At 66.5% G+C, this 23,428-nt stretch carries 24 protein-coding genes; 14 read left to right on the forward strand and 10 right to left on the reverse strand.

The genetic code is table 11. The annotated features are described in order from the left end of the window. Window positions 1–444: 444 nt before the first annotated feature. Window positions 445–1,218 (forward strand): alpha/beta hydrolase, encoded by a 774-nt coding sequence (locus tag MU582_02840; GenBank protein UPK75592.1) that lies wholly within the window; start codon window positions 445–447, stop codon window positions 1,216–1,218. A gap of 409 nt (window positions 1,219–1,627) precedes the next feature. Here MU582_02840 and MU582_02845 read toward each other — a convergent pair whose 3' ends face one another. Further along, a complete protein-coding gene (locus MU582_02845; GenBank protein UPK75593.1) occupies window positions 1,628–2,326 on the reverse strand; it encodes an FCD domain-containing protein in 699 nt (232 codons plus the stop codon). A gap of 60 nt (window positions 2,327–2,386) precedes the next feature. Here MU582_02845 and MU582_02850 point away from each other — a divergent pair, with 60 nt between their 5' ends. Beyond that, window positions 2,387–2,935: a gluconokinase gene (locus MU582_02850; protein UPK75594.1), complete on the forward strand. Its 549-nt coding sequence runs from the start codon at window positions 2,387–2,389 to the stop codon at window positions 2,933–2,935. A gap of 109 nt (window positions 2,936–3,044) precedes the next feature. Here MU582_02850 and MU582_02855 read toward each other — a convergent pair whose 3' ends face one another. Further along, window positions 3,045–3,209 (reverse strand): hypothetical protein, encoded by a 165-nt coding sequence (locus tag MU582_02855; protein ID UPK75595.1) that lies wholly within the window; start codon window positions 3,207–3,209, stop codon window positions 3,045–3,047. Between the two features lie 140 nt (window positions 3,210–3,349). Here MU582_02855 and MU582_02860 point away from each other — a divergent pair, with 140 nt between their 5' ends. From MU582_02860 to MU582_02870, 3 genes are all read left to right on the forward strand, one after another. Continuing rightward, window positions 3,350–4,153 carry a class I SAM-dependent methyltransferase gene (locus tag MU582_02860; GenBank protein UPK75596.1) on the forward strand — a complete coding sequence of 268 codons (804 nt, stop codon included), beginning with the start codon at window positions 3,350–3,352 and terminating at the stop codon, window positions 4,151–4,153. A 94-nt stretch (window positions 4,154–4,247) separates the two neighbouring features. Continuing rightward, window positions 4,248–4,970 carry a VOC family protein gene (locus MU582_02865; protein ID UPK75597.1) on the forward strand — a complete coding sequence of 241 codons (723 nt, stop codon included), beginning with the start codon at window positions 4,248–4,250 and terminating at the stop codon, window positions 4,968–4,970. 173 nt (window positions 4,971–5,143) lie between these two features. Beyond that, window positions 5,144–5,638 (forward strand): hypothetical protein, encoded by a 495-nt coding sequence (locus tag MU582_02870; GenBank protein ID UPK75598.1) that lies wholly within the window; start codon window positions 5,144–5,146, stop codon window positions 5,636–5,638. 16 nt (window positions 5,639–5,654) lie between these two features. Here the strand turns inward: MU582_02870 and MU582_02875 are convergent, their stop codons facing one another. Continuing rightward, a complete protein-coding gene (locus tag MU582_02875) occupies window positions 5,655–6,236 on the reverse strand; it encodes a hypothetical protein (GenBank protein UPK75599.1) in 582 nt (193 codons plus the stop codon). A gap of 130 nt (window positions 6,237–6,366) precedes the next feature. Here MU582_02875 and MU582_02880 point away from each other — a divergent pair, with 130 nt between their 5' ends. Next, window positions 6,367–7,185 (forward strand): class I SAM-dependent methyltransferase, encoded by an 819-nt coding sequence (locus MU582_02880; protein UPK75600.1) that lies wholly within the window; start codon window positions 6,367–6,369, stop codon window positions 7,183–7,185. Here MU582_02880 and MU582_02885 read toward each other — a convergent pair. Together MU582_02885 and MU582_02890 are read right to left on the reverse strand one after the other, a co-directional pair. Continuing rightward, a complete protein-coding gene (locus MU582_02885) occupies window positions 7,174–7,620 on the reverse strand; it encodes a DUF126 domain-containing protein (GenBank protein UPK75601.1) in 447 nt (148 codons plus the stop codon). The genes MU582_02880 and MU582_02885 overlap by 12 nt on opposite strands. Continuing rightward, window positions 7,601–8,869 carry an aconitase X catalytic domain-containing protein gene (locus tag MU582_02890; GenBank protein ID UPK75602.1) on the reverse strand — a complete coding sequence of 423 codons (1,269 nt, stop codon included), beginning with the start codon at window positions 8,867–8,869 and terminating at the stop codon, window positions 7,601–7,603. Before MU582_02890 ends, MU582_02885 begins: the two co-directional genes overlap by 20 nt. Before the next feature lie 98 nt (window positions 8,870–8,967). Here MU582_02890 and MU582_02895 point away from each other — a divergent pair, with 98 nt between their 5' ends. From MU582_02895 to MU582_02925, 7 genes are read left to right on the forward strand one after another with little or no spacing between them, the layout of a single operon-like run. Next, window positions 8,968–9,714, forward strand: a complete 747-nt coding sequence (locus MU582_02895; GenBank protein ID UPK75603.1) for a GntR family transcriptional regulator — start codon at window positions 8,968–8,970, stop codon at window positions 9,712–9,714. 30 nt (window positions 9,715–9,744) lie between these two features. Further along, window positions 9,745–11,073 carry a sugar ABC transporter substrate-binding protein gene (locus MU582_02900; protein ID UPK75604.1) on the forward strand — a complete coding sequence of 443 codons (1,329 nt, stop codon included), beginning with the start codon at window positions 9,745–9,747 and terminating at the stop codon, window positions 11,071–11,073. Window positions 11,074–11,083: 10 nt separating this feature from the next. Beyond that, entirely contained in the window at window positions 11,084–12,016 is a 933-nt protein-coding gene (locus tag MU582_02905; GenBank protein ID UPK75605.1) for a sugar ABC transporter permease, read from the forward strand. After that, window positions 12,013–12,942: a carbohydrate ABC transporter permease gene (locus MU582_02910; protein ID UPK75606.1), complete on the forward strand. Its 930-nt coding sequence runs from the start codon at window positions 12,013–12,015 to the stop codon at window positions 12,940–12,942. Before MU582_02905 ends, MU582_02910 begins: the two co-directional genes overlap by 4 nt. Window positions 12,943–12,946: 4 nt before the next feature. Continuing rightward, window positions 12,947–14,401, forward strand: coding sequence for a glycoside hydrolase (locus MU582_02915; GenBank protein UPK75607.1), 1,455 nt, complete (start codon window positions 12,947–12,949; stop codon window positions 14,399–14,401). Beyond that, window positions 14,401–16,254, forward strand: coding sequence for an N-acetylmuramic acid 6-phosphate etherase (gene murQ / locus MU582_02920; protein UPK75608.1), 1,854 nt, complete (start codon window positions 14,401–14,403; stop codon window positions 16,252–16,254). The genes MU582_02915 and murQ overlap by 1 nt, the downstream gene beginning before the upstream one ends. Continuing rightward, on the forward strand, window positions 16,251–17,441 hold the full coding sequence (locus MU582_02925; protein UPK75609.1) for an anhydro-N-acetylmuramic acid kinase: 1,191 nt from the start codon (window positions 16,251–16,253) through the stop codon (window positions 17,439–17,441). Before murQ ends, MU582_02925 begins: the two co-directional genes overlap by 4 nt. A gap of 80 nt (window positions 17,442–17,521) precedes the next feature. Here the strand turns inward: MU582_02925 and MU582_02930 are convergent, their stop codons facing one another. After that, window positions 17,522–18,988: a lysyl oxidase family protein gene (locus MU582_02930; GenBank protein UPK75610.1), complete on the reverse strand. Its 1,467-nt coding sequence runs from the start codon at window positions 18,986–18,988 to the stop codon at window positions 17,522–17,524. Between the two features lie 74 nt (window positions 18,989–19,062). Next, window positions 19,063–19,662: a TetR/AcrR family transcriptional regulator gene (locus MU582_02935; GenBank protein UPK75611.1), complete on the reverse strand. Its 600-nt coding sequence runs from the start codon at window positions 19,660–19,662 to the stop codon at window positions 19,063–19,065. Between the two features lie 88 nt (window positions 19,663–19,750). Here MU582_02935 and MU582_02940 point away from each other — a divergent pair, with 88 nt between their 5' ends. After that, window positions 19,751–21,154, forward strand: coding sequence for an MFS transporter (locus MU582_02940; GenBank protein ID UPK75612.1), 1,404 nt, complete (start codon window positions 19,751–19,753; stop codon window positions 21,152–21,154). Window positions 21,155–21,157: 3 nt separating this feature from the next. On the opposite strand, the gene MU582_02945 is transcribed toward MU582_02940, so the two are convergent. Genes MU582_02945 through MU582_02955 form a run of 3 tightly spaced genes read right to left on the reverse strand, consistent with a single transcriptional unit; the run spans window position 21,158 to window position 23,365 of the window. Continuing rightward, window positions 21,158–21,682, reverse strand: coding sequence for an ATP-binding protein (locus MU582_02945; protein ID UPK75613.1), 525 nt, complete (start codon window positions 21,680–21,682; stop codon window positions 21,158–21,160). 30 nt (window positions 21,683–21,712) lie between these two features. Then, on the reverse strand, window positions 21,713–22,870 hold the full coding sequence (locus MU582_02950; protein UPK75614.1) for a pyridoxal phosphate-dependent aminotransferase: 1,158 nt from the start codon (window positions 22,868–22,870) through the stop codon (window positions 21,713–21,715). Between the two features lie 39 nt (window positions 22,871–22,909). Further along, the gene (locus tag MU582_02955; GenBank protein UPK75615.1) at window positions 22,910–23,365 is read right to left on the reverse strand and encodes a MarR family winged helix-turn-helix transcriptional regulator; all 456 of its coding nucleotides are present in this window, start codon (window positions 23,363–23,365) and stop codon (window positions 22,910–22,912) included. Between the last annotated feature and the right edge of the window lie 63 nt (window positions 23,366–23,428).

Consider the following 23,428-nt stretch of genomic DNA (forward strand, 5'->3'; position numbering starts at 1 on the left):
ATGCGTAGGTGACCGAGCACCTCGGCGAGGACAGCTACGGCCCGGTACAGCACGGTGAGCGAAAGTCGATCGCGTTACCTCGACGCGCACCGCTAGGGTCTGTTACGAAGTCGGCGTCGATCAGTGAGCGGGATATCCGCGCCCGGTCCGGCAAGGCGTGGGAGCGAAGTAGTAGTCGGTCTCTCCGGCGAGCGACCGCAACGCAGCCGGTCGGGATGCGGGATCACGCGAACCGGCGACGACTTTGGTAACAGGCCCTAGCCTTCTACGGTCGATGTGGCGAGGCCGAGTCACGCGATTCTTGCATGCGCGAGTTGGTCACGCGCGCTCATTGCCCGTGATATGTACGACGTTCCTGCCCGGGAGGCGATGGTGGTTAGGCAGTGACGTGCAGCGGTTCAGAGCGCGCGGTCTGAGGTCTCTCGAGAGGATGTGAGGAATGCGATGCCGGTCAGCGCCGGACAAGTACTGCCCTACCGCGACTATGGAGGCAACGGTCCACACATCGTTGCTCTGCACGGCCATTTCGGGAGCTCAGCGTCGTTCGGGGCACTGGCGGCCGCGCTGGATGAGAAGACGGCTCGGCTCACGGCGCCGGACCAGCGTGGCCACGGCTTCGCGCCGCGCGGAAGTGATGCAAGCGTCGAGTCGTACCTGGCCCTGCTCGAGGCGTTTGTCGAGCACCACATTTCAGCGCCGGTGACGCTTTTCGGTCATTCGATGGGTGGCACCCACGCCATGCTCCTCGCGGAGCGCCGTCCCGATCTGGTCGGGGCGCTCGTCGTCGAGGATCAGCCGATGGTCGTCGGCTCGACGGTCCTCGACGTCACCGCGTGGCCGAGACGCTGGCCATCATTTCTGGCGCTCGCTGAGGATCTGCGTGGGCGCGGCATCGATGATCCGAGCTACTTCATACGTGATGCCTTGCGGTTCGCCGATGGTTGGGGTCTCGGTTTCGACCACGACGATATGGTCGAGTCGCAACGCAGGCTCGTCGGTGACTACTCGCGGAGTTGGCAGGCAATCCAGGTACCGACCCTGCTCATTCGTGGTGCGGAGAGTTTCATCCTCGATGGGGACATGGCTGCCGAGATGATCACGATGCAGCCGAAAGCCGTGTTACGTGAGTTCGACGGGTGCGGGCACTGGGTCCATGACGATGACCCCGCCGGCGTCGCAGGCGCCGTACGCGAGTTCATCGCGAATGCGATCCGTTGACCAACGGATGTCCAGCCGGATGAGCAGTGAAGAGGCGTCCCCGGGGCGAGCGATCGGCCACGGCAGCCACCTCCTAGGGTCTGGCGTCTCCACCGACACCCAGATTCCGACCGGGTGGGGCCCAAGTGGGCACTCCCGCAGGCGAATGGTGGTGACCGGGAAGGTGCTCTACCAGGGCCGTTACAGCCCCAAGGCCGTCGGTTCGATTCCGACTGGCGGCTCACCGCTACAAACCCCCGGCTGACCCAGGTCAGCCGGGGGTTTCCAGTCTCGTCGTGGCTGACACGCCGCCGAATACTGCGCTCCCCAAGGTCTGCGTGGAGTGCACGATCCGGTGACGATGTGAGCAGCACGTGTAGTGGTGGATGACTCCGACCGAGTCCGCTCCGGACGGCTGAGCGTCCGGGTGCTAGTCGACAGGCAGTCTCATGGCTTCTGCAGATTCGTCGACGATTGCGCGCATGGCGGCTTGTGCGGCGTCTGGTTTGCCGAGTTGGATCGATTCGGCGACGTCGCCGTGGAGTCGGATCGCGCTCACTTCGGGTCGTGTGGGCATGAGGTCGTGGTGCGTCCTTCCGGCGAGAACCTCCGCGACGGTGTCGGCGATGGCGGCGAACATGTCGTTCCCGGAGGCCTGGAGGACGACGCGGTGGAACATTATGTCGTGGTCGAGGTAGGCGTCGAGGTCTCCCTCTTGTCCGGTGATCGACATGCCGATCACTGCCGCGGTCAGGGCGCCGCATTGGCCGGCGGTCGCGTGCATCGCGGCGAGCGCGGCCGCTGCCGGTTCGATCGCGGCGCGGAGTTGGCTGAGCGTGGCGAGCTGTTGTAGTCGGTCGTCGCCTGACAGGCGCCATCGGATGATCATCGGGTCGAACACCCGCCAGGACTCGCGTGAGCGAACAATGATCCCGACGCGACGTCTGCTCTCGACCACGCCCATCGATTCGAGTACGCGTATCGCCTCTCGGACGACCGTCCGTGAGACCTGATGGGTCCGTTCGAGCTCGTCGAGTCGCCAAACGGTGCCCGCGGGGTGGTCCCCGCGGACGATCGAGGCGCCGAGGGCGTCAAGTACCTGGTGGTGGAGGTCAGTCAGTTGCGTCATCACGAGCAAGAATCTCACGACAGGGGTGCAAAAGATATGATCTAAGTGGAAGATGCGTTCATGTCATCATCTCTTATGGCTCCGCCGCGGGTTGTTGTCATGGGGGTGAGTGGCTGCGGCAAGACCACTGTCGGTCGCGAACTCGCGGCCAGGCTGGGTGTGTCGTACGCGGATGCGGACGGCTTCCACACCGCCGCGAGCATCTCGAAGATGTCGGCGCATGTTGCCCTCGATGACACCGACCGTGAGCCGTGGTTGAGGGCGATCGGTCGGTGGCTCTGCACACAGCCGGACGGTGGAGTGGTCGGATGCTCCGCGCTCAAGCGGCGTTATCGAGACGTTCTACGCCACGAGGTCCACGGCGTGTGGTTCCTCCACCTCAGTGGTCCAGAACAGGTCGCGAGGGCGCGCGTACGGCAGCGGTCCGGACATTTCATGCCTCCAGAGGTCGTACACACGCAGTACGAGGCACTCGAACCCCTCATGACCGATGAACCCGGCAGAACCGTCGACTTCACCGCCAGTGTGGATCGACTGGTCGGCGCGGCACTGACCTCGCTCGGCCGGCATTCGAAGGAAGAAGACAGTGACACAACACGTATCCAGTGATCGGACCGCCGCAAGCGTCGAGCTTCGCGGGATCGTCAAACGCTTCGGTTCGGCTGTTGCGGTCGACGGCGTGAACCTCACCATCGGCGAGGGCGAGTTCATCTCGCTGCTAGGTCCTTCCGGCTGCGGCAAGCGACCCCGCGCGGAGCGCCTCGATCACGGCCCGCTCGTCCACGATCGCCCCGCGCGCAGTGTTGACCAACACCGCACCCGGTTTGAGCAGTGCGAGCTCACTTCGGCCCAGGAGGCCACGGGACTCCTCCGACAGACGCAAGATAGGCGACGACGAGGTCGTCCTTGCTCCGGAGGTAGGCGTTTCCCGCCTGGCGTGCGATCAACATGCGAGTATGGCGTCCAAGAACGCGCGTCGACCCACGAAGAGTCGGGGGTCGCGCATCGCTGGAGGATGAGTGCGTGACTGGTCGAGAAGTGAGTACTGAGGGTCCGGCGCACCGACGTGCCAACGATTACGACGCCTTCGCTGCCGCCTACTCGGCAGAGAACGACGACAGCGTTGCCAACGCGTATTACGAGCGTCCAGCCATGTTGGAACTCGCCGGAGACGTGGCGGGCCGCAGCGTACTCGACGCGGGGTGCGGATCGGGCTCTCTGAGTGCCGCCCTGCGCGACCGTGGGGCGACCGTCGCGGGCATCGACGTCAGCGCCAGGATGCTAGATCTTGCTAGGGAGCGGCTCGGCGGTGACGTGGAACTCCGCGTGTCCGACCTAGACGACCGACTCCCGTTCGACGATGCCTCGTTCGACGACGTCATCGCCTCGCTCGTACTGCACTACCTCGAGGACTGGACGGCCGCGCTAGCCGAGACGCGACGCGTCCTCAAGCCCGGCGGGCGCCTACTCGTGTCCGTCGACCACCCCATCGTCGCGTACACCATCGAGGAGCAGCGCCCTGACTACTTCGCGACCACCAGCTACGAGTTCGAGTGGGAATTCGGCGGGCAGCGGGTCCCGATGCGATTCTGGCGCAAGTCGTTGCAACAGATGATCGAGGCCTTCACATCAGCCGGGTTCCGCCTCGTGAGCATCACCGAGCCGCAGCCCCTGCCCGAGGCGCGCGACCTACACCTGGATGGTTTTACCCACTTCTCGACCTCGCCGGGATTCCTCTTCTTCGCGCTCGAAGCGGTCAGAAAGCCCGGGTCGAGTGAGTGCCCGAGTCATGATCGCGGTTCCACTCGTAGGAGAGGCAGTGCGTAATTGCGTTGCGGCGCCGAACGCGGCGGCTTAGCGTTGCGAAACCGCTAACGAGCGGGCGACGTGGTACGACCACGTGCGCAGATCGGAGCCACCGATGTCCTCGAACCTCGTCGCGTTCTGTTTCGACGCCAACGACCCCCGCCGTCTTGCCGAGTTCTGGTCCGGCATGCTCGGCCGGGAAGTCGTCGATGAGGCGAACGCGGTTGCGGTTCTCCCGGCGGGGCAGGCCAACGAGTTCGATATCTGCTTCCTGCCGACCGACGTCGAGAAGACGACTGAGAACTACACCCACTTCGACCTGACGAGCGCTACACCCGAGCAGCAAGACGAGACGGTTGCCAAGGCCCTTGAACTCGGTGGCCGGCACATCGACGTCGGCCAGCTGCCCGAGGAAGGTCACGTCGTGCTCGCCGACCCCGAGGGCAACGAGTTCTGCGTCATCGAAGCGGGTAACAACTTCCTCGCTGACACTGCCTTCATCGGCGCACTTTCGAGCGACGGTACGCAAGCCGTCGGGTACTTCTGGAGCGAGGCGCTGGGCTGGCCGCTGATCTGGGACCAGGACGAGGAGACGGGGATCCAGTCGCTACAAGGAGGCTCGAAGATCACCTGGGGTGGCCCTCCGGTTGCGCCGAAGCACGGCAAGAACCGCCTCCACCTCGACATCGCACCAGCTGCCGGGAGTGACCAGCAGGCCGAGGTCGACAGGCTCATCTCGCTCGGCGCGCGCCGGGTCGACATCGGGCAAGGTGACGTCAGCTGGGTGGTCATGGCAGACCCCGACGGCAACGAGTTCTGTGTGCTGACGCCTCGATAGGAGGCGCTCGTCCCGCTATCGTCGATTGATACGCGGCGAGACGAAGAAGGTTGCCCGTGGGCGATCCTGGCTATGGCAGGGGCCAACGGCCGGTGGAGACGCTCCAGTCCGGCCCTTCCCGTCCGCCTTGTCTACAAAGGATTCCGGCTCGTTGGCGGTTGCGCGGGGCGGTATTGTCCGCGCTCATTCTCGGCGCCGCCGCAGGCGTTGGCGCCGTGCTGTGGCTGGAGGACGAGCCGAAGCCGGATGCGCACGTTCCGCATGAGCACGCAGTAGAACTCGTGTTGCTCGGGCAGAGCGCTTCCCGCGTCACGCAGACCGCAGAGCCACCGATCCGAGGTGTGGTGGCCGTCGACGCCGCAGTACTACTCTCCGGTGCGGTGACATCGACCGTCACCGACATCAAGAACCTCGACCGCCGTCTCGCGGTACGCGCAGAAGGCCTGCCGTTGACGGTTTCTCCGGCCGACCGCTTCCAGCTCGTCGACCTCGAGGTCAAGGTCAGAGACTGCACCGCCGCGTCGAACGACGAGTCGCTCGATCTGCCCTTCACCATCGCGTGGCGAGACGAGTACGGGCGAGAGCACACCGACTCGGCGGGCGACATGAACGGTGCGATACGGCGTGAGCTGACCGGCTTCATCGACCAAGCGTGTGCCGACCGGTAGCGCGCACGTCGACAGGTCAACGAGTCGTACCGACTGCACCCAGGTACGCGGCGCCGCGCGGAGAGAGGCGGTAGCCGACTTCGAGGCTGCGAGTGAGCCCGAGCGCTTTCAACTTGCGCACATCGAGCTTGAACGGGTCACGTTCGCGGCCGATCGACTCGGCAAGATCTTGCGCGCGTACGCCCGGGTTTACCTCGATCAGTCGGAGCGTTTCGTACGTCCAAACCCCGTGCGTACTGTGCTTGTCGAGCATGCCGAGGCGTGCGGTGATCTCGGCGACCTGGGCATCCGACAGATCGGCGTCGTCGCCGAGCGCGATGCGCGGATCGGGGCCGGCGTACGCAAGCCCGACGCGGAACACCGGATCGGGCTCGCGTTTCCGCATGCGTTTGAGCACCTCGTCGACCGAGCCCGCGCCGGCAGCACGCGCATCGGCCGCCGTGATGCGGTCGGGATCGACCTGATCGACGTCGGTGACCTCGATCAGTCCCGCAGTGGTCAGGAACGTGCCGCCGACCTTCACCCGAGGCTGTTTCCAGCGCCGGTACGCGAGGCGTACTTCACCCGAGGCGACGGCGGCGGCGATGGCAGGTGGCAACAGCATGACGGTGCTCTCGGTCGGTGCGGATGCTCAGCAGGATAACCGCGGCAGCGTACTGGCAGTACCTTGACAGAACCACCAACTAGCGCCGTGACTTGCGTCGATCCGCCAATGTGGAGGTGCGGACATGTCCGAGCACAACGACTACGTGTTCGACGAGACGAACGAGCATCGTCGCCTACGATCGCAGTCAACCGTGTTCGACCCGATCACCTCGCGGTTGTTCACCGAGGCCGGTCTTGCCGCAGGTATGCGGGTGCTCGATCTCGGAAGTGGAGCAGGCAACGTAGCGATGCTCGCGTCGCAGTTCGTCGGACCGCGCGGCAGCGTAGTCGGGATCGAGCGCGATCCTGAGTCGATCAGGGCGGCGCGTCACTGGGCTGAGGCTGCGGGCCGGGACAACATCGAGTACGTCGAGGGTGACGTGACGACGCTCGGCGGGGTCGACGGAGAGTTCGACGCCGTGGTGGGCCGCACGATTCTCGTTCACCTCGCCGATCCGAAAGCCGTTCTTCGTGCTGCGATCGGGCGGCTACGCGCCGGTGGCCTCCTGTGCATGCAGGAAGTCGATCTGACGCACGTCTGGGCACAGCCGGAGACACCACTGTGGAAGCAGATCCGCCGCTGGGTCGTCGATACGTGCTCCTTGGTCGGGGTCGACTATGGGTACGGACGGTCGTTGTTCTCCGTCCTGGGATCACTCGGCCTTTCCGACGTGCGCCTCTCGATCGAGGCGTCAGGCGGCGGCGGTGAACGCTCGGTCGCGTTCGCGTGGGCAGAGGCTGTCGCCGGGATCCTGCCGGCGATGGAGCGGTTGGGGATAGCGTCGGCCGACGAAGTCGGCATCGGCGATCTGGAGCAACGTCTCGACGCCGAGCTCGACGCACAGCACGGCTTTTCGGTGTCCCCGTTGGTATTCGGCGCGTGGACACGCTTAGCGGAATGATTCTGACGGCTGGGTCAGACTCGCTGTCGACTCGGACGCATCGACGGTGATGAGCGCGTTGTCGGATAGCCGGGCGTACTCCCGCGATGAAAGCACGACGATGGGCATTGCGATCTCGTAGAGCTCCGACGCGACGATCGCGCCGAGCGTCACGATCGCGTCGGGCTCGGTCATCACGATGCCTGCCGGACCGTTACCCGTGCGCAGCAGCTCGGCGAGCACGTTGGCGCTCGAGCTCGACCCGCGCCCGGACGTCATGGCGAGTACGCGCCTGCGTACCGACGCTCCGGACTGCGGATGGTGGCGATCGACGATCCGCCCCGACTCGTCGACACCGCCCCAGAACGACAAGGGTCCGTCGAGCTCGAGTACGACACCCGATGCGACGCCGTTGTGCAGTGTCGTGCCCGTGAGCTCAACGGAGGAGGCCGTCATCGAGCGTCACCCTTCCCGCGCGGGCCGACGCGACGCACTCCCGCAGATCCGCGAGCACCACGTCGACGCCGAGGTTGGCGGGCGCGTAGTGCGCCCACTTGCCGGAGTTCGTCATCACCACGCGCGTGCTCGGGTCGAGGATCGACGTGACGTACGTACAGGTGTCGACCACGATGCGTACGCCGGAACCTTCGAGCACATCGACGATGCCTTGTCGGGTCGCCTGCTCCAGCACCGTGCGACCTGTCGACACGTACACCGCGACCCCATCGTGGATCGGTGGTCCGTCGCGCAGCTCGTTGGCCAGCGACGCCAGCTCGGCTAACGAGGCATGCGGGGTGCCGATGCTGACGGCATCCAGGTGATCACCGCCGGCGGTGCTGAGCTCCGACCGCGCAGCAGACAACCGCTCAGCCGTGATCACCTCGGTACGCGCCGCGGGCTCGCCGCGCAGAGCAGCTTCCAGGGTCTTGGCCTCGGGCGTCACGCCGACGACATGGAAGAGCGCGACGCCGCCTGCCGAAGCGGCCGCCGCGCCGAGCGCCTTCAGCCGGTCCTGGGACGTCTCGGGCGGTAGCCCGACGAAAACCGGGTTCTTCGTACCGGCGATGCCGCCCGCGATATAGCCGAGCAAGGGGTACGCGAGGTCGAGATCGAGCACGGCTCCAAGACCGCGGCAGTCCAACACGACCTCGGCGCGGCGGTTCTCGTCCAGGTGGAGCCCGGCGTACGGTGCGCGCCCGGTGACGGCGGCGCACACGTCGAGGAAGTCGCCGTAGCGGTCGGTACGCGCGCCCAGCACGGAGTTCGCGAACACGATCGCATTCGACTCCGCCCAGGCGATGTGCTCGCCGAGCGCCGGTCGGAGGTCGGCCTGGTACGGCGCGCACGTCCAGGTCGGCCGGGCGCCGAGCGTCGCGTACGCGCCAGCGAGGCGGCGACCGCCAGTTGCGACGTCTCGCTCATGCGGTGTCGTCGTTCGCACCAGGCCCGGATGCAGCAGGTCGAGCGAACCGACGTTCAACGTCGTCGGCACTCTCGTATGCGCGCCGAGCTCGACCAGGCGCTCGGCGAAGTCGACGCCCGCCTGACCGTGGTAAAGGCACCCGTCGATGTGCACGGACGAGATCTCCACCAGCCGCTCGGCGCCGGACGCCCGCGCGAGCCCGGTGACGACCCGCATGGCCATCGCAACGCCGGGCCCGTCCTCGCCATCGAGCATCGCGCGCTCGCCGGGTTCGAGGTACATGCCGGCACCCTAGTTCCCCCGCCCGGAAGGTCACGATTAGGTCGCAACCGCGTCCTGCATCCTGGCGCACAGTGGTCTATTCGGTGTACCAATGGTCTATGGCGGTGGAAGCGGCAGGTGCCAAGCGCTCGCTGGTACGCGAGCGGCTCGAGGCGTTGATCCAGCCACTGCTGCCGGGTGAGGCGATTCCGGCCGAGCGCGAGCTCGCCCGCGAGCTCGGCATCGCCCGGATGACGCTGCGTCGCGCTGTCGACGAACTCGTCGCCGAACGCAAGCTGGTGCGTCGACACGGCTCCGGTACGTTCGTCGCACCCAGCCAGGTAGCCAAACCCTTGTCGGCCACGTCGTTCTCCGAAGACATGCGTGCTCGGGGGCTGCGCCCCGGCAGTCGTACAGTCTCCTGGCGGCAGCTCCCGGCGAGCCTCGCGTACGCGGCGCTGCTCGAGATCTCACCGCACGCCACGATCCTGAGCGTACGAAGGCTGCGCCTCGCCGACGACATCCCGATGGCGATCGAAGACCTCTACGTACCGCAAGACCTGGTACCCGGACTCACCGGTGCAGAGTTGCAGAACGCGTCGTTCTACGAGTTGCTCACCGAGCGCTTCGGCGTGACGATCCGCTCCGGTCAGCAGGTCATCGAGCCCTGCCTCGTCGACCCCGAAGACGCCGAGCTGCTCGACGTACCCGCAGGTGATCCGGCGTTCTGCTTCGAACGCACCTCGCGTACCGGCGACGGACGCGTCGCGGAGTTCGTGCGCTCCATCTACCGCGGCGACCGGTATCGGATCGTCGCCCCGATATTCCCCGAACCGATCATGACAACCCAAGGTGACAAAAGTTAGACCTCTGGTCTGGTAAGGAAGGCAAGGACGATGAGACGTCGAACCATCAGCGGTGTGGCGTGCCTGGCGGCACTCGCGCTCACCGTCGCGGCATGCGGCGGCGACGACGACAGTAGTGCGGGCGGCGAGCTCAAGGAGTCTTCCTGCGCGCCGGTCACCGACGGCAGCGCAAAGGGCGAGAAGCTGACGGTCTGGATCATGGAGGGCACCAACCCGGACGCGACGCCGTTTTTCAAGGAGGTCAGCAAGAAGTTCGAGCAGCAGACCGGCGCGGAGCTCGACGTCCAGTTCGTCGCCTGGGCCGATGCGCAGGCGAAGTTCAACAACGCCATCGGTGGCGGTACGACCCCTGATGTTGCCGAGACCGGCACCACCTGGACCCCTGGGTTCGCCGATGCGGGCGCCCTGACCGACATCGACGCATGCGTCGACGAGGCCGGCATCCGCGACGATCTCGTCGACAGCCTGGAAGAAGCGGGTACGTACGAGGACGACCTGTACGGCATGCCGTGGTACGCGGGCGTGCGCAGCATCGTCTACCGCACCGATGTCTTCAAGAAGGCCGGCGTCGAACCGCCCAAGTCCTGGGACGAGCTGGTCGAGGTCTCCGAGAAGCTGAAGAAGGCCGAGCCCGACATGCTGCCGTTCCCGGTTGCGGGCGACAGCGAGTACGGCGTCGACCCGTTCATCTGGGGCGCCGGCGGCGAGATCGCAACCGAGGAGGACGGGCAGTGGACCTCACAGCTCGACTCCGATGAGGCCCGCGAAGGCATCGAGTTCTACACCGGGCTCGACACCGAGCACGGCTTCTCCTCGGCCGCAGCGCGTACGTGGGACGAGACCGGCCTCAGCGACGCCTTCGCTCGCGGCGAGGCCTCGATGATCATCTCGGGTAGCTGGACGCCGGGCGCTCTGGTCGAAGAGAATCCCGAGCTGAAGGGCAAGATCGGCGCGTTCCCGATCCCGGGTCCGGAGGGCGACATGAGCCCGTCGTTCGTCGGCGGCTCGCATCTGAGCATGTTCAACAACGCCGAGAACCAAGACCTGGCGTGGACGTTCGTTCAGATGATGACGACCGGTGAGTTCGCCGAGAAGTGGGGCGAGCAGTCCGGCTTCTTCCCGGGCACCGAAACCCTGCTGAACAAGGTGATCGAGGAGGACGACCCGATCGTCGCCCCGTTCGCCGAGCAGATGGTCGACGCAGGCGCGAGCGTGCCGGTGACGCCGCTGTACGAGAAGGTGCAGGGCAAGAGCACCATCCCGGCGATGGTGCAGGAGATCATCACCGGTAAGGCATCGGTCGACGACGCAACCTCGGCGGCGGCCGAGGAGATGAACAACATCTTCCAAGGCGGGTAGGAACAGCTAAGTGTCCGTCCTCTCATCCGGGCGACGCAGCCGGGCGCTGCCACACCGAAGGGTGTGGCGGCCCTGGCTGCTGCTCGCCCCGTCGATCCTCACCCTCGCCGTACTCCTGCTGTATCCACTGGGGCGGGTCGTGTACCTGTCCTTCCAGGACTACGGCCTGCGTGAGCTCAACCTCGGGTTGAGCAACCCGGTCGGTCTCGACAACTATCGCGCGATCTTCGAGGATCCGCTATTTCGAACGGCCATCACCAACACCGTGGTGTTCGCGTTCGTCTGCGTCGTGCTCACGGTCGTCCTGGGCACGCTCGTCGCTCTGCTACTCGTACGGTTAGGCACGAAGCTGCGGGCGTTGGTGACCACGGCGATCATGGTGGCGTGGGCGATGCCCGCGGTGACCGGTACGTACGTCTGGGTCTTCATCTTCGATACGCCGAGCGGCGTCGTGATGCGCGGCCTGAACCAGCTGGGAATGGTCGATCCGGACACGACGAACTGGTTCATCGACCGGGTCAGCTTCTACTCGATCGCGACCATCAACGTCGTGCATCACGGCTTCCCCTTCGTGGCGGTGACGGTGCTCGCCGGTCTGCTCACCCTTCCGGGCGAGATGATCGAGTCGGCACGCATCGACGGCGCCAACGCATGGCAGCGGTTCTGGAATGTCACGTTCCCGACGCTGCGTCCGGTGTTCGCCGTGGTGACGATCCTGTCGACGATCTGGGACTTCAAGGTGTTCACCCAGGTGTTCCTGATGCCCGGCGGCGACGGCACGAACCGCGATGTGCTCAACCTCGGCACCTGGTCGTACGTCACCGGCATTTCGCAGAAGGAGTACGGCCTCGGCTCGGCGATCGCAGTCGTGCTGACCTTGCTGTTGCTGTTGATCACGATCGTCTACCTACGGTCGATGTTCAAGGAGGACGAGCTGCGATGAGCACGCAGACCGAAGCAGAGTCGGTGCGCGATGATGCGCCGCCGCCGTCCGCGAAGCAGCCGAAGGCGCGGCGTAAGGGGGCGATGAACCACACCCTCGGGGCGCGTACGACGACCGGCAAGGTGCTCACCGTCGTTGCGATCGTCGTGCTGCTCGTCTTCACCTTGCTGCCTGCGTTCATGATGGTGTCGACGTCGTTGGACGCGCGCTCCGACGACGGCTCTCGTTCGATGATCCCGACCGAGCTCACCCTCGAGCACTTCAAGTTCGTGCTCGATGAGGGCGGCTTCGTCACCTACATGCGCAACTCGCTGCTCGTCGGTGTCGGCACCGTACTGATCTCCGGTGTGCTCGCATTGCTTGCTGCGGTCGCCGTTTCCAGGTTCCAGTTCAAGCTGCGTACGTCGGTTCTGGTGATGGTGTTGATCGTGCAGATGGTGCCGCTCGAGGCATTGGTCATCCCGATGTTCATCCAGGCCCGTCACCTCGGGCTGCTGAACCAGCTGTTCGGCCTAGTGGTCGTCTACGTCGCGTTCTCCTTGTCGTTCGCGATCTGGATGTTGCGAGGCTTCGTCGCCGCTGTGCCGGTGGAGATCGAGGAGGCTGCGTACGTCGACGGGGCCTCCTGGTGGCGGATGTTCCGGTCGGTCCTGTTGCCGCTCGTTGCGCCGGGGCTCGTGGCGACCAGCATCTTCTCGTTCATCACCGCATGGAACGAGTTCATCTTCGCCATCACCTTCATGAGCGAGCAGTCGAACTACACCGCTGCGGCCGGATTGCGCAGCTTCTTCGGACGCTTCGGTGACAATGACTGGGGTGCGGTGATGGCGGGTTCGACGCTCATCACGGTGCCCGTGATGATCTTCTTCATCTTCGTGCAACGCCGGCTCGCCGAAGGTTTGGTGTCCGGCGCAGTCAAGGGGTAGACCCATGAGAAACAGCGATGCCGGCGTACGCCGGTTGGTCAATGCCGTGCTCGTACCGGGCTTCTTCGGTACGAAGGTTCCGCCGTGGCTCGTACGCGAGCTGGAGGACGGGCTCGGCGGGGTGTGCTGGTTTGCGCAGAACGTCCCCGACCGAGACACCGCGCGAGAGCTCGCGGACGATATCCACCGACTCGGCGAGCATCCGCTCGTGTGGTGCGATGAGGAAGGCGGTGCGGTCTCGCGACTGGACGCCGACCACGGGTCACCGTGGCCGGGCCATGCCGCGCTCGGCCACGTCGATGACGTCGACGCGACCCGGAGTGTCGGCCTCGGAATCGGCACTGCGGCGCGCGAGAGCGGTATCGACGTCGTGCTCGCTCCCGTGGTCGACGTGAACTCCGAACCGGACAATCCGGTGATCGGCGTACGCTCCTTCGGTGCCGCGCCCGATCTCGTTGCGCGACACGGTGCCGCATTCGCCTCGGGCGTGCAGGCGGCCGGGGTTGCGGCCTGCGCGAAACACTTCCCCGGGCATGGTGCGACCCGGGTCGACTCGCACCTCGAGGCGCCGGTCGTCACGGCCGAGCGTGAAGTCCTCTGGGCGCGAGAGCTGGCTCCGTTCGTGACTGCCGTCGAGGCGGGCGTGAAATGCATCCTCACCTCGCACGTCGTGTTCCCCGCGGTCGACACCGAGCTCGCGACGATGAGTGCGACGTGGATGCGCATCCTGCGCGACGAGTTCGGGTTCGACGGTGTGATCGGCACCGATGCGCTTGATATGAAGGCGATCTCGGCGGGCGTCGGCCGCGGCGAGGGTGCAGTGCGGGCGCTGATCGCCGGCGTCGATGCCTTGGGCATCGGCAACCCTGCGTTCCCTGAACCCTACGACGATGCGGAGGTGTTCGAGGAGGTACGCATGGCCGTTCTCGGTGCGATCGACGACGGCCGGTTGACCGTTGGCCGCGTCGAGGAAGCGGCGGGCAGACTGGCCGACCTTGCGACCTGGACCCGTCGCACGAATGCGTTCCCTGAGGCCGCGCGCGAAGGGCTCGGCATTGCTCGCCGGTCGATCGTGGCCGAAGGCGACGTACACCTCGACAAGGATCCGCTTGTACTCATGCAGCAGACCGGAAGCATGGCCGCCGGCGACGTGCGATTCCCGCTCGCGCGGTTCCTCGGCATCGGACGCTCGGCACCGGCGTATGCAGACGTACGCTCCGCTGCCGATGCGCTGGCCGCGATGAACGAGCATCCAGATCGCTCGGTCGTCATCGTGACCGACGGCCTTGCCGGGACGAGTGTCGTCGACGCGGTACGTGCGGTCGACCCCGCCGCCGTCGTCGTGCACAACGGCCCGGCCGGCACAGCCGAAGGTGTGACCGCACCGTTGGTTCGTACGTGGGGAGGCGGCGCCGCGAGCGCCGAGGCCACCGCCGAGAAGCTACTCGGAGGAGATTGATGTCGGAGCGCCGCTGCATCGTTGGAGTCGATGTCGGCAAGACGGGTTGCCGTGTCGCCGTGCTCGACGGTGAGACTCGCACTGAGTGGACCGGGCGTGGGGTGGTGCCGACACCTGACGCTACCGGCGTACGTGTCGCCGGATCCGCTATCCGTAAGGCGATCCGGCAAGCGCTGGCGGCCTCCGGCTGTGCCGATGAAGCGGTCTCGTCGATAGCGGTCGGGATGGCCGGTGTCACGACACTGCGCGGCGGTGCCGCCGGTCTCGCCTCGCTGATCGGTGAGCAGTGGCGGGGCGTCGACGTCGCCGTCGCGACCGATGCGGTCACGGTGCACGCCGGTGCGCTCGACGGAGCGCCCGGTGTCGCGCTGGCTGTGGGCACGGGCGCGATCGCGCTCGGGCTCGCCGCAGACGGCTCCATCCACCGCAGCGACGGCTGGGGTCAGTGGCTCGGCGACGACGGTAGCGGTACCTGGATCGGTCGCGAGGCACTGCGAGCCGCAGTGCGCGCCGACGACGGCCGTGGTCCGGCGACAGCGTTGCTCGCCGCGGTCGAGCGCGCCTTCGTCCCGCTGGCAGACCTCGCCGCTACCTTGCCGTTCACGACCGACCTGCCCACGCGTACCGCCGAGTTCGTGCCCGAGGTGGTCGCGGTCGCCGAAGCCGACGACGAAGTCGCGCGGGCGATCCTGGAGCGGGCCGTCGCGTTCTGGGCCGAGTCGACGCTTGCTGCAGCTCGAGCAGTCGGTGCCGAGGCCGCAACGTGTTCGGGCGGCCTCGCCGAGATCCCCGAGATGTACGAAGGCTGGCGACGACTCGTCGAGGACTCGCTGAAGGTCGTCCCGGCATCCGGCTCCGCGCTCGACGGGGCGCTGCTGATCGCCGAGAGCCGCGATCTGCCGCACGAGCCCCAAGTGGCCAGGCACCGCACGGCTGCCGGGAGCGGCGACCGGGGCGAGAATCTCGATGTGCTGGCAACAGAAGGCGTACGCGACGGGCTCGACGACCTCGACACCCGTGACGCCGACCAGCTGGTCGACGTACTCCTCGACGCCGAGGGCAAGTTGCCACAGGTGCTCTCCGGAGCGCGTGATGCGATCGCCCAAGCGGTGAAAGCGATCGAGTCGGCGTTCCAGCAGGGCGGGCGCCTCGTCTACACCGGTGCCGGTACGCCCGGCCGTCTCGCGGCGCTCGATGCGGCGGAGTGCCCCCCGACGTTCGGCACACCTGCCGGGCAGGTGGTCGCCGTTCTCGCCGGCGGGTCCGATGCGTCGACCTCCGCGATCGAGGGAGCCGAAGACCGCGTGGACGAAGCCGCGACCGCGCTCGCCGCCCTCGATATCGGCCCGAACGATGTCGTCGTCGGGATCTCCGCGTCCGGGCGTACGCCGTTTGTCCTTGCGTCGTTGGAGTCTGCGCGTGCTGCAGGTGCCGTGACGGTCGCGATGGTCAACAACCCGGACAGCGTGATCGCCGACTCGGCAGACATCGCAATCGAGCTCCTGACCGGTGCTGAGGTGATCGGAGGGTCGACCCGACTGACCGCCGGCACGGCCCAGAAGGTCACTCTGAACACTCTGTCGACGGCAGCGATGGTCCGCCTCGGCAAGACCTACGGTCCGCGGATGGTCGACGTCGTAGCGTCGAACCACAAGCTGCGTAGGCGCGCTGCGCGGATCGTACGTGAGGTCTGCGACGTCGACGATGCGACCGCGCTCGAGACCCTCGAGGCAGCGCAGTGGCAGACGAAGATCGCAATCGTCACCCTGCTTGCGGGCGTCGACGTCGACGACGCGCGGGTGCGGCTTGACGAAGCCGGCGGGCGGGTACGCACTGCGGTCGGCGATCGATGATCGTCGTCGCTGTCGCCTCCGGTACGTCCGCGGACGGCTGCGATGTCGCCGCCGTCGAGGTCGCGTGGGACGACACCGCGATTGAGATGCGCGTACTCGGCACGGATGAGTATGCGTTTCCCGACGGGCTGTCCGCCCGGGTGCTCGCCACCTTGCCTCCGGCCACGCCCGGTATGGCCGAGGTGTGTCGCCTCGACACCGACCTGGGCAAGGCGTTCGCTGCGGCCGCGGAGCTCGGCGTACGCGAGCTGGCCGGCGGGTCGGCGGATCTTGTGGTCTCTCCGGGGCAGACGGTCTTTCACGATGTCGTCGACGACCGCTGTCTCGGCACTCTCCAGCTCGGCCAGCCAGCTTGGATCGCCGAGCGGACCGGCTTGGCGGTGGTCTCCGACCTTCGCGCGAGCGATGTCGCCGCCGGAGGACACGGCGCACCGTTGGCCAGCACCTTCGACGCATTGTGGCTTGCGGGCTTGGCGGACGGCAGACCGGTAGCCGCGTTGAACCTCGGCGGAATCGCGAACGCCTCTGTTGTCGATCCGTCGGCCCGACTACTCGCGTCATTCGACACCGGGCCCGCAAACTGCCTGCTCGATGTCGCGGCGGCGCAGGTGAGCGGCGGCGCGTTCGCGAGTGATGTCGACGGACGTCTGGCGCTCGCCGGCAGCGTCGACGAGCGACTCCTGGAGCGGTTGCTCGCGGACACGTACTTCGACCTGGCGCCGCCGAAGTCAACCGGCCGAGAGCTATTCTCGGCCGACTTCCTGGCGTCAGCCCGTGCGGGGCTCGAGGTGAGCGACGCCGATTTGCTCGCCACTCTGACGGAGTTCACAGCTCGTACGATCGGCGATGCACTGCGTCCCTACGGCGTCGGAGAGGTCGTCGCGTCGGGTGGCGGAGTACGTAATCCCGCGCTGATGCAGGCGATCGAGCGTCAGCTGGCGCCGGCGACGCTCGCTCGCGCGGAAGACCACGGAGTCGACGGCGATGCGAAGGAAGTGCTGCTGTGGGCGCTGCTCGGCTTCCTGAGCTGGCACGGGCTACCCGGTACTGTGCATGCCGGTGAACGCGTCAGCACCGGAGCAGCCGAACCGCGCGTACTCGGCCGCATCACCCGAGGTGCCGAAGCGCTCGACCTACCGACACCGAGAACCTCGGCGCCGAGCGCGCTGCGGCTGACCCTCGGATGAAGTCGCCGCCTCCCGTGTGTACCTGGTGAAGGTCCGCTTCGCACGGTGGCACCGTGCGAAGCGGACCTCGACCGTGACTGCTACTTGTGGTCGATCAGACCGACCGGCGGAACCTTGACCGTGCGGGCTCCCGGCTTGCCGCCGAGGATCACCTTTCGGTACGTGACGTTGTTACTGGTGTCGCTCTCGGTGAGGTTCTTGATCGGGTTGGCGCGTACCTCGATGTAGTACGTGCCGTTCGGGATGTTCTTCAGTACGAACGACTGCCCCGGACGGAACTGCTCGTAGGTATCGCCGTTGCCGCTGTCGAGCACCTCACGCAGACCGAGTGAGCTCTTCTCACCGCACGCCGTGTGGAGGTCTGTGTTGTCCGGCTGCCAGTTGGCACCCTCGACGGTGTAGTCGACCGCGTCGGTGTTTGCGAGACAGAACGCCTCCTTCTTGCTCCGTACGATCCCCTTCTTGTCTGCATCCACGAGCCGGTATCGCGCGAAGTCGGTGAAGTGCCAGTGATGGTGGTCCTCTCGCGGATCCCACTCCATCGTGCCGACCTTGTCGTACCCGGTTTGGTTGCCGTCGGCGTCGAAGAAGTACTGGTAGGCGTCCATCAGATCCTTGTTCTTCCGGCGGAAGCCGTCGACGACGAGCGGTGAGTCACCGGCGTTCCAGACGGTCGCCGAGAACGCGAGGTACTTGCCTTTCCGTACCCGGATGCCCCATGCGGGCACCGAACGCAGATCGGGCACCGGACCGGACTCCGGAATGCGAGAGACTCCGGTGGGTCGCTCACCCGGCTTGGCGATGTCGCCCGCGTGATGGCTGTGGCGGTGCTCGCGGCACCCGTAGCGGTCGCAGTCCTTCGTCTTACGGACACGCATCGTGAGCGTCACGACGCCCTGGGACTTCGCAATGCCGAGCGCCTTGCGGTACTTCTTCGTGATCGCAACGGTGGTCGAGTACTTGCCAACCGGCAGCTTTGCCCGAGTGGTGTACGCCGGCGGAATCGGAATGCCGTGGCCCGCCTGCACACCCCACACGTTGCCGAGCGTGAACGGCATCCGACCGCCGCACGCCAACGGGTACGGGGAGTTCGCCGGCGCATCGGGGTCGACGCGGACGGACTCGGCGTCCGGACAGAACGACTTGGTCTTGTCGAGGACCTTCTTGCCGTCCTTGTTCTTGATGGTCAACCGGTAGAAGTCGCGCAGCCCGCGGAACGCCTTGACCGAGCCTTGCGGCAGCTTCAGGTCACCGCCTTCGCGCTTGACCACCCCCTTGATCCGCTTGGCGTATGACGTACGGGTCGCGCGTACCTCGAACGGTTGGCTACCCGCGACGGCGTACGTACCGAGGTCGAGATCGGCCCACTTTCCGTACTTCCAGACGGTGACGGACTTCGAGCTCGCCCGCAGCGTCAGTGGAGGTTCGTCGTCGGCAGCGCTCGCCGCCGGCGACTGGGCTGTGCTACTGATGGCCGGAACGGCCGCGGCGGCCATGACGACCACCCCCGAGACGATGAATCGTCGAATCTTGCTCATTGTCTTCATGACTGCCCCTCGATGGCACCCCCTGTAGGTGCCTTGACCAGGAGACGCCGCTAGAGCCCGATTGGTTGCAACGCTCACGCAGTGAGCAGTGATCGCATGGATCGGCGTACGTGGTCGACGGCCTCGTCATCGAGGTGGAACCCGCGGTTCGGGGAAACGCTGACTGCCAGTGCCCAGAGCATGTGGGCAACGCGGTCGGGGTCGGTTTCGGCCGGCAGGTCGCCGGCCTCGACCGCAGTTGCGGCGTCGGCGGCGAGGCGTTGATGCCAACGCTGAAGTCGTGTGGCGAGCTCGTCGTGCACCGGTCCGGGTTTGTGGTCGAACTCGAACGAAGCCGATGCCAGGAGGCAGCCGCCCGGGAAGGTGGGACCGGACTCGTAGTCCATCCAGGTGTCACAGACGCCCAGCAACCGGGGGAGCCCGGGCTCGAGCTGCTCAACGGGTGCCCACACCTTGGCGACGAAGATCTCGGCGGCATGGTTGATCGTCGCGAGTTGGAGCTCGAGCTTGGAGCCGAAGTGGCCGATCACGCCGGCCTTACTCATCTTCAACACGCTCGCGAGCCGACCGACGGTCAACCCGTCGAGCCCGTCGACCGAGGCCATGTCTGCGGCCGTGCGAAGGATCGCGGTGCGGGTGTCGCGCGCCTGCGCGACCGATCGACGTCCTGCCACAACGACGACCATACCGTACGATCGATCGCTATTGACGTACGAACGATCGGTCGCTAAATTCAGGGCAGTTCAAAGGGGGACTCACACCATGCTCGACACCCGGTCCAGGTATCGCCGTACGCTGCTCGTCGCCTGCGGTGGTTCGTTTCTGGCGTTTCTCGACGTGACGATCACCAACCTCGCGATGCCCGACATCGGTCGCGACTTCGACGGAGTGCCGATCACGGACTTGTCCTGGGTCGTCACGCTTTACACCGTCGTGTTCGCCGCCCTGCTCGCGCCCGCCGGCCGGATGGCCGATGTGGTCGGTCGCCGCCGATTGCTCGGCACAGGCATGTTCGTGTTCACGGTTGGATCGCTGGTGGCTGCGGCGGCACCGACGTACGCCGTGCTGCTCGGCGCCCGTGCCGTACAGGGGATAGGTGCGGCGTTGTTGCTCCCGGCTTCGCTCGCGTACGTATTGGCGGACTCGCCGCCCGAGCGACGCCCGGCCGCGATCGGGCTGTGGAGCGCCTCGGCAGCGATGGCTGCAGCGCTCGGACCGGCGATCGGCGGCGTCTTGGTCGATGCCGCCGGGTGGCGCTGGCTGTTCTGCATCAATGTGCCCATCGGCATCTGGTTCGTGTACGACACACTGCGCCTACCGAGTGTCGAAGGGTCGCGCAGTGGGTGGCCGGACTGGTTCGGCACGACCTTGCTCGGCGGCGGAGTGCTTGCCGTCGTGCTCGGCACGACCCAGGGGGAGGCGTGGGGATGGTCCGACGTGCGCACCGTCGCGGCGATCGGCCTCGGCTTGGCTTCCTTCGCCGCTGCCGTCTGGCGTTCGACCCTGCATCCGCGCCCGGCGTTCGCGACCCATCTGTGGCGGTCCCGTACGTACGTCGCGGCGAATGTCGTGTCGGTCTGGTTCGGTGCTTCCCTGTTCGCCTGGTTGCTCGTCGGTGTCCTGTTCCTCACCACCGTGTGGCATTACTCCGAGCTGCAGGCAGGTCTGGCGATGTCGCCAGGTGGAGCCCTCGCTGCCGTCGTCGGTATCGCGGTGAGTCGGGCGACCCGACGCCCATCGCCTCGGCTGCTGGTCGTCACGGGCAGCGTCGTTCTCACCGCCATCGGAGGGGTGGTCGCGGTATGGCTGCCGCAAGATCCGGCGTTCCTTGCGTTCTGGCTGCCGGTTGGGCTGGTGAGCGGAGCGGCCGTCGGTGCGGTCAGCGTCGGCGTTTCCAGCGCCGCGGCACTCGCAGTCGCGCCCGGAGACTTCGCGTCGGCCACGGGGCTGAACGTCGCCATGCGTCAGATCGGAGGAGCGATCGGTGTCGCGGTGATGGCCGCCGTGCTCAGTGCGGGCACCTCCGCGCTCGACCTCGATGCGTACCGGACGGTGTACCTCATGTGCGCCGCCGCGACCCTCGTCTCGGCCGTTGCAGGTGTGTTCCTGGTGTTGCCCGGTGTGCCGGCTACCAAGCAGACCGGGCACGCCTCCGCCGCGCCGTGAGCGTCAAGCCGACAGCAGATCGAGGCTCTCCGCGATCTCGGTAGCGACTGCGTCCGGTGGGCGCAGGCTCGCGTCGACCGTCTGCCCGCGAGCAGCCAGCTCATCGCGCACCGCGGTGTAGTTGTCGATGTGCGTACGCCGCCACTCGGTTGCGTCGGGCTCCTCCTCGTCCTCGGCGATCCGAGCGTGCAGCACGGCCTCGGGCGCATCGAGGGTGAGGTGGCGGACCTCGTGACCGGCGTCGCGGAGTCGGTCGAGCATCTCGTCGAGGTAGTCGGGGCGCAGCACCGACATCGGCACGATCACGTTCGTACCCGTACGCGCCGCCGTACCCACGAGTGCCACCGTGCCGCGTCGCCAGGAGCGCAGATGCTGGAAGTCTCCGCGCTGCATCCAGCCGATGGTGTGCTGGAGTGCCCAGCCGAGATGCTCGGGGTCGATGATGCGCGAATGCGGTACCAGCAGCATCAACTCCCTGGCCGTCCTCGTCTTGCCGACCCCGAACGCTCCATTGAGCCAAACGATCACGCTGAGTAGTTACCCACTTTGGGGCACGGTCTAACCGAAAGCCTTGCGCAATCTTGCGACACCTTCGTCGATCACCTCGAGTCGCTTGCTGAACGCCCAGCGTACGAGGGTTCTTGCGTCGCCCGCGTCGTCGTAGAAGACCTGGTAGGGCACGGCGACGACGCCGGCGCGCTCCGGCAGGGCGAGGCAGAACTCGATGCCGTCGTCGAATCCGAGTGGCGCGATGTCGGTGGTGACGAAGTAGCCGCCCTCGGGCACGTACGTACGAAAGCCCGCGCCGGCCAGACCTTCGCACAGTCGGTCGCGTTGGGCCTGCATTCGGCGGGTGAGGTCCGAGAGGTAGTCGTCTGCACTGTCGAGGGCGAGTGCGATGGCCGGTTGCAGTGGTGCGCCCGAGGTGTACGTCATGAACTGCTTCGCCGACAACATCGCCTGCACCAGGGAAGCCGGGCCGCTCGCCCACCCGATCTTCCAGCCGGTCAGCGAGAACGTCTTACCGCCGCTGGAGATCGTGAGCGTCCGCTCGGCCATGCCGGGCAGCGTTGCCAGCGGTACGTGGGTTCGGCCGTCGTACGTGAGGTGTTCGTACACCTCGTCGGTGATCACGACCAGATCGTGTTCGACGGCGACCTCCGCGATCGCTGCACGTTCCTGCTCGTTGAGGACCATGCCGGTCGGGTTGTGCGGCGAGTTGATGAGCATCGCGGTGGTCTTGGGCGTCACCGCCGCCCGGAGCCGGTCGATGTCGAGTCGGAAGTCGGGCGGGCGCAATGTGATCGGCTTTCGTACGGCATCGACCATGCGCATGACCGCGACGTAAGAGTCGTAGTACGGCTCGAGCACGAGCACTTCATCGCCGGGGTCGATGAGCCCGAGGACCGCTGCAGCGATCGCCTCAGTCGCGCCGGCGCTCACTGCGACCTCGGTGTCGGGGTCGAGGTCGATGTCGTAGCAACGCTTCTGGTGCCGTGCGATCGCGTGCCGCAGCTCGGGTGTGCCGGGGCCGGGCGCGTACTGGTTGCGACCGCTGTGCATCGCGTCGACGGCGGCTTCGATGACGTACGCAGGGCCATCGGTGTCGGGAAACCCCTGGCCGAGGTTCACCGAGTCGGTCTCGACGGCGAGCTGCGACATGCGCGCGAAGATCGTCGTGCTCATGCCCTGAGTGCGCTGGCTGCGTTCCTTCATGGGTAGACGGTAACGGCCTGGCTCAGGCTCGTCGTGGGCTCACTCGCGTTCGCGCGGCCACGGGCGTCCGTCGCGGAGCTCGATCTCGGTGTTGAACCGGCGTAAGTACTTCGCCAGCTCGACGACGTCGTCGTCCGGCCAGTCCTCCAGCACCTTGCGCAGGCCGGCGAGCTTCGACGCCCGGTCGGTGGACAGCTCGCGCAGCCCGGTATCGGTGACGGCGAACTTGCGGGCCATTCCGCCGTCGGGGTCGGGGATCCGCTCGACGAGACCCGAGCGCAGCATCGCCGCGGTCTGCCGATTGAGCGTCGAGGAGTCGAGTCCGAATGCGTCGCTGAGCTGGCCGATCGACATCGGACCTTCGAGCTCCAGGCGGCTCAACAGGGTGTACGCGCTGCGGTCGAGGGTGCTGTCACCGGCTTGGTTCCGGTTGGGCGTCAGATACCGACCCAACAGCATCGCCTCGAATTGGATCTCCTCGAACGGGTCGCTCAACCCTGCTCAGCTCCTCTGCCGACTCTGGCCCGCAGCGTACGCGTGCCGACGACCACCGCCGAG

It is taken from the genome of Nocardioidaceae bacterium SCSIO 66511 (assembly GCA_023100825.1).
GTDB lineage: Bacteria > Actinomycetota > Actinomycetes > Propionibacteriales > Nocardioidaceae > Solicola.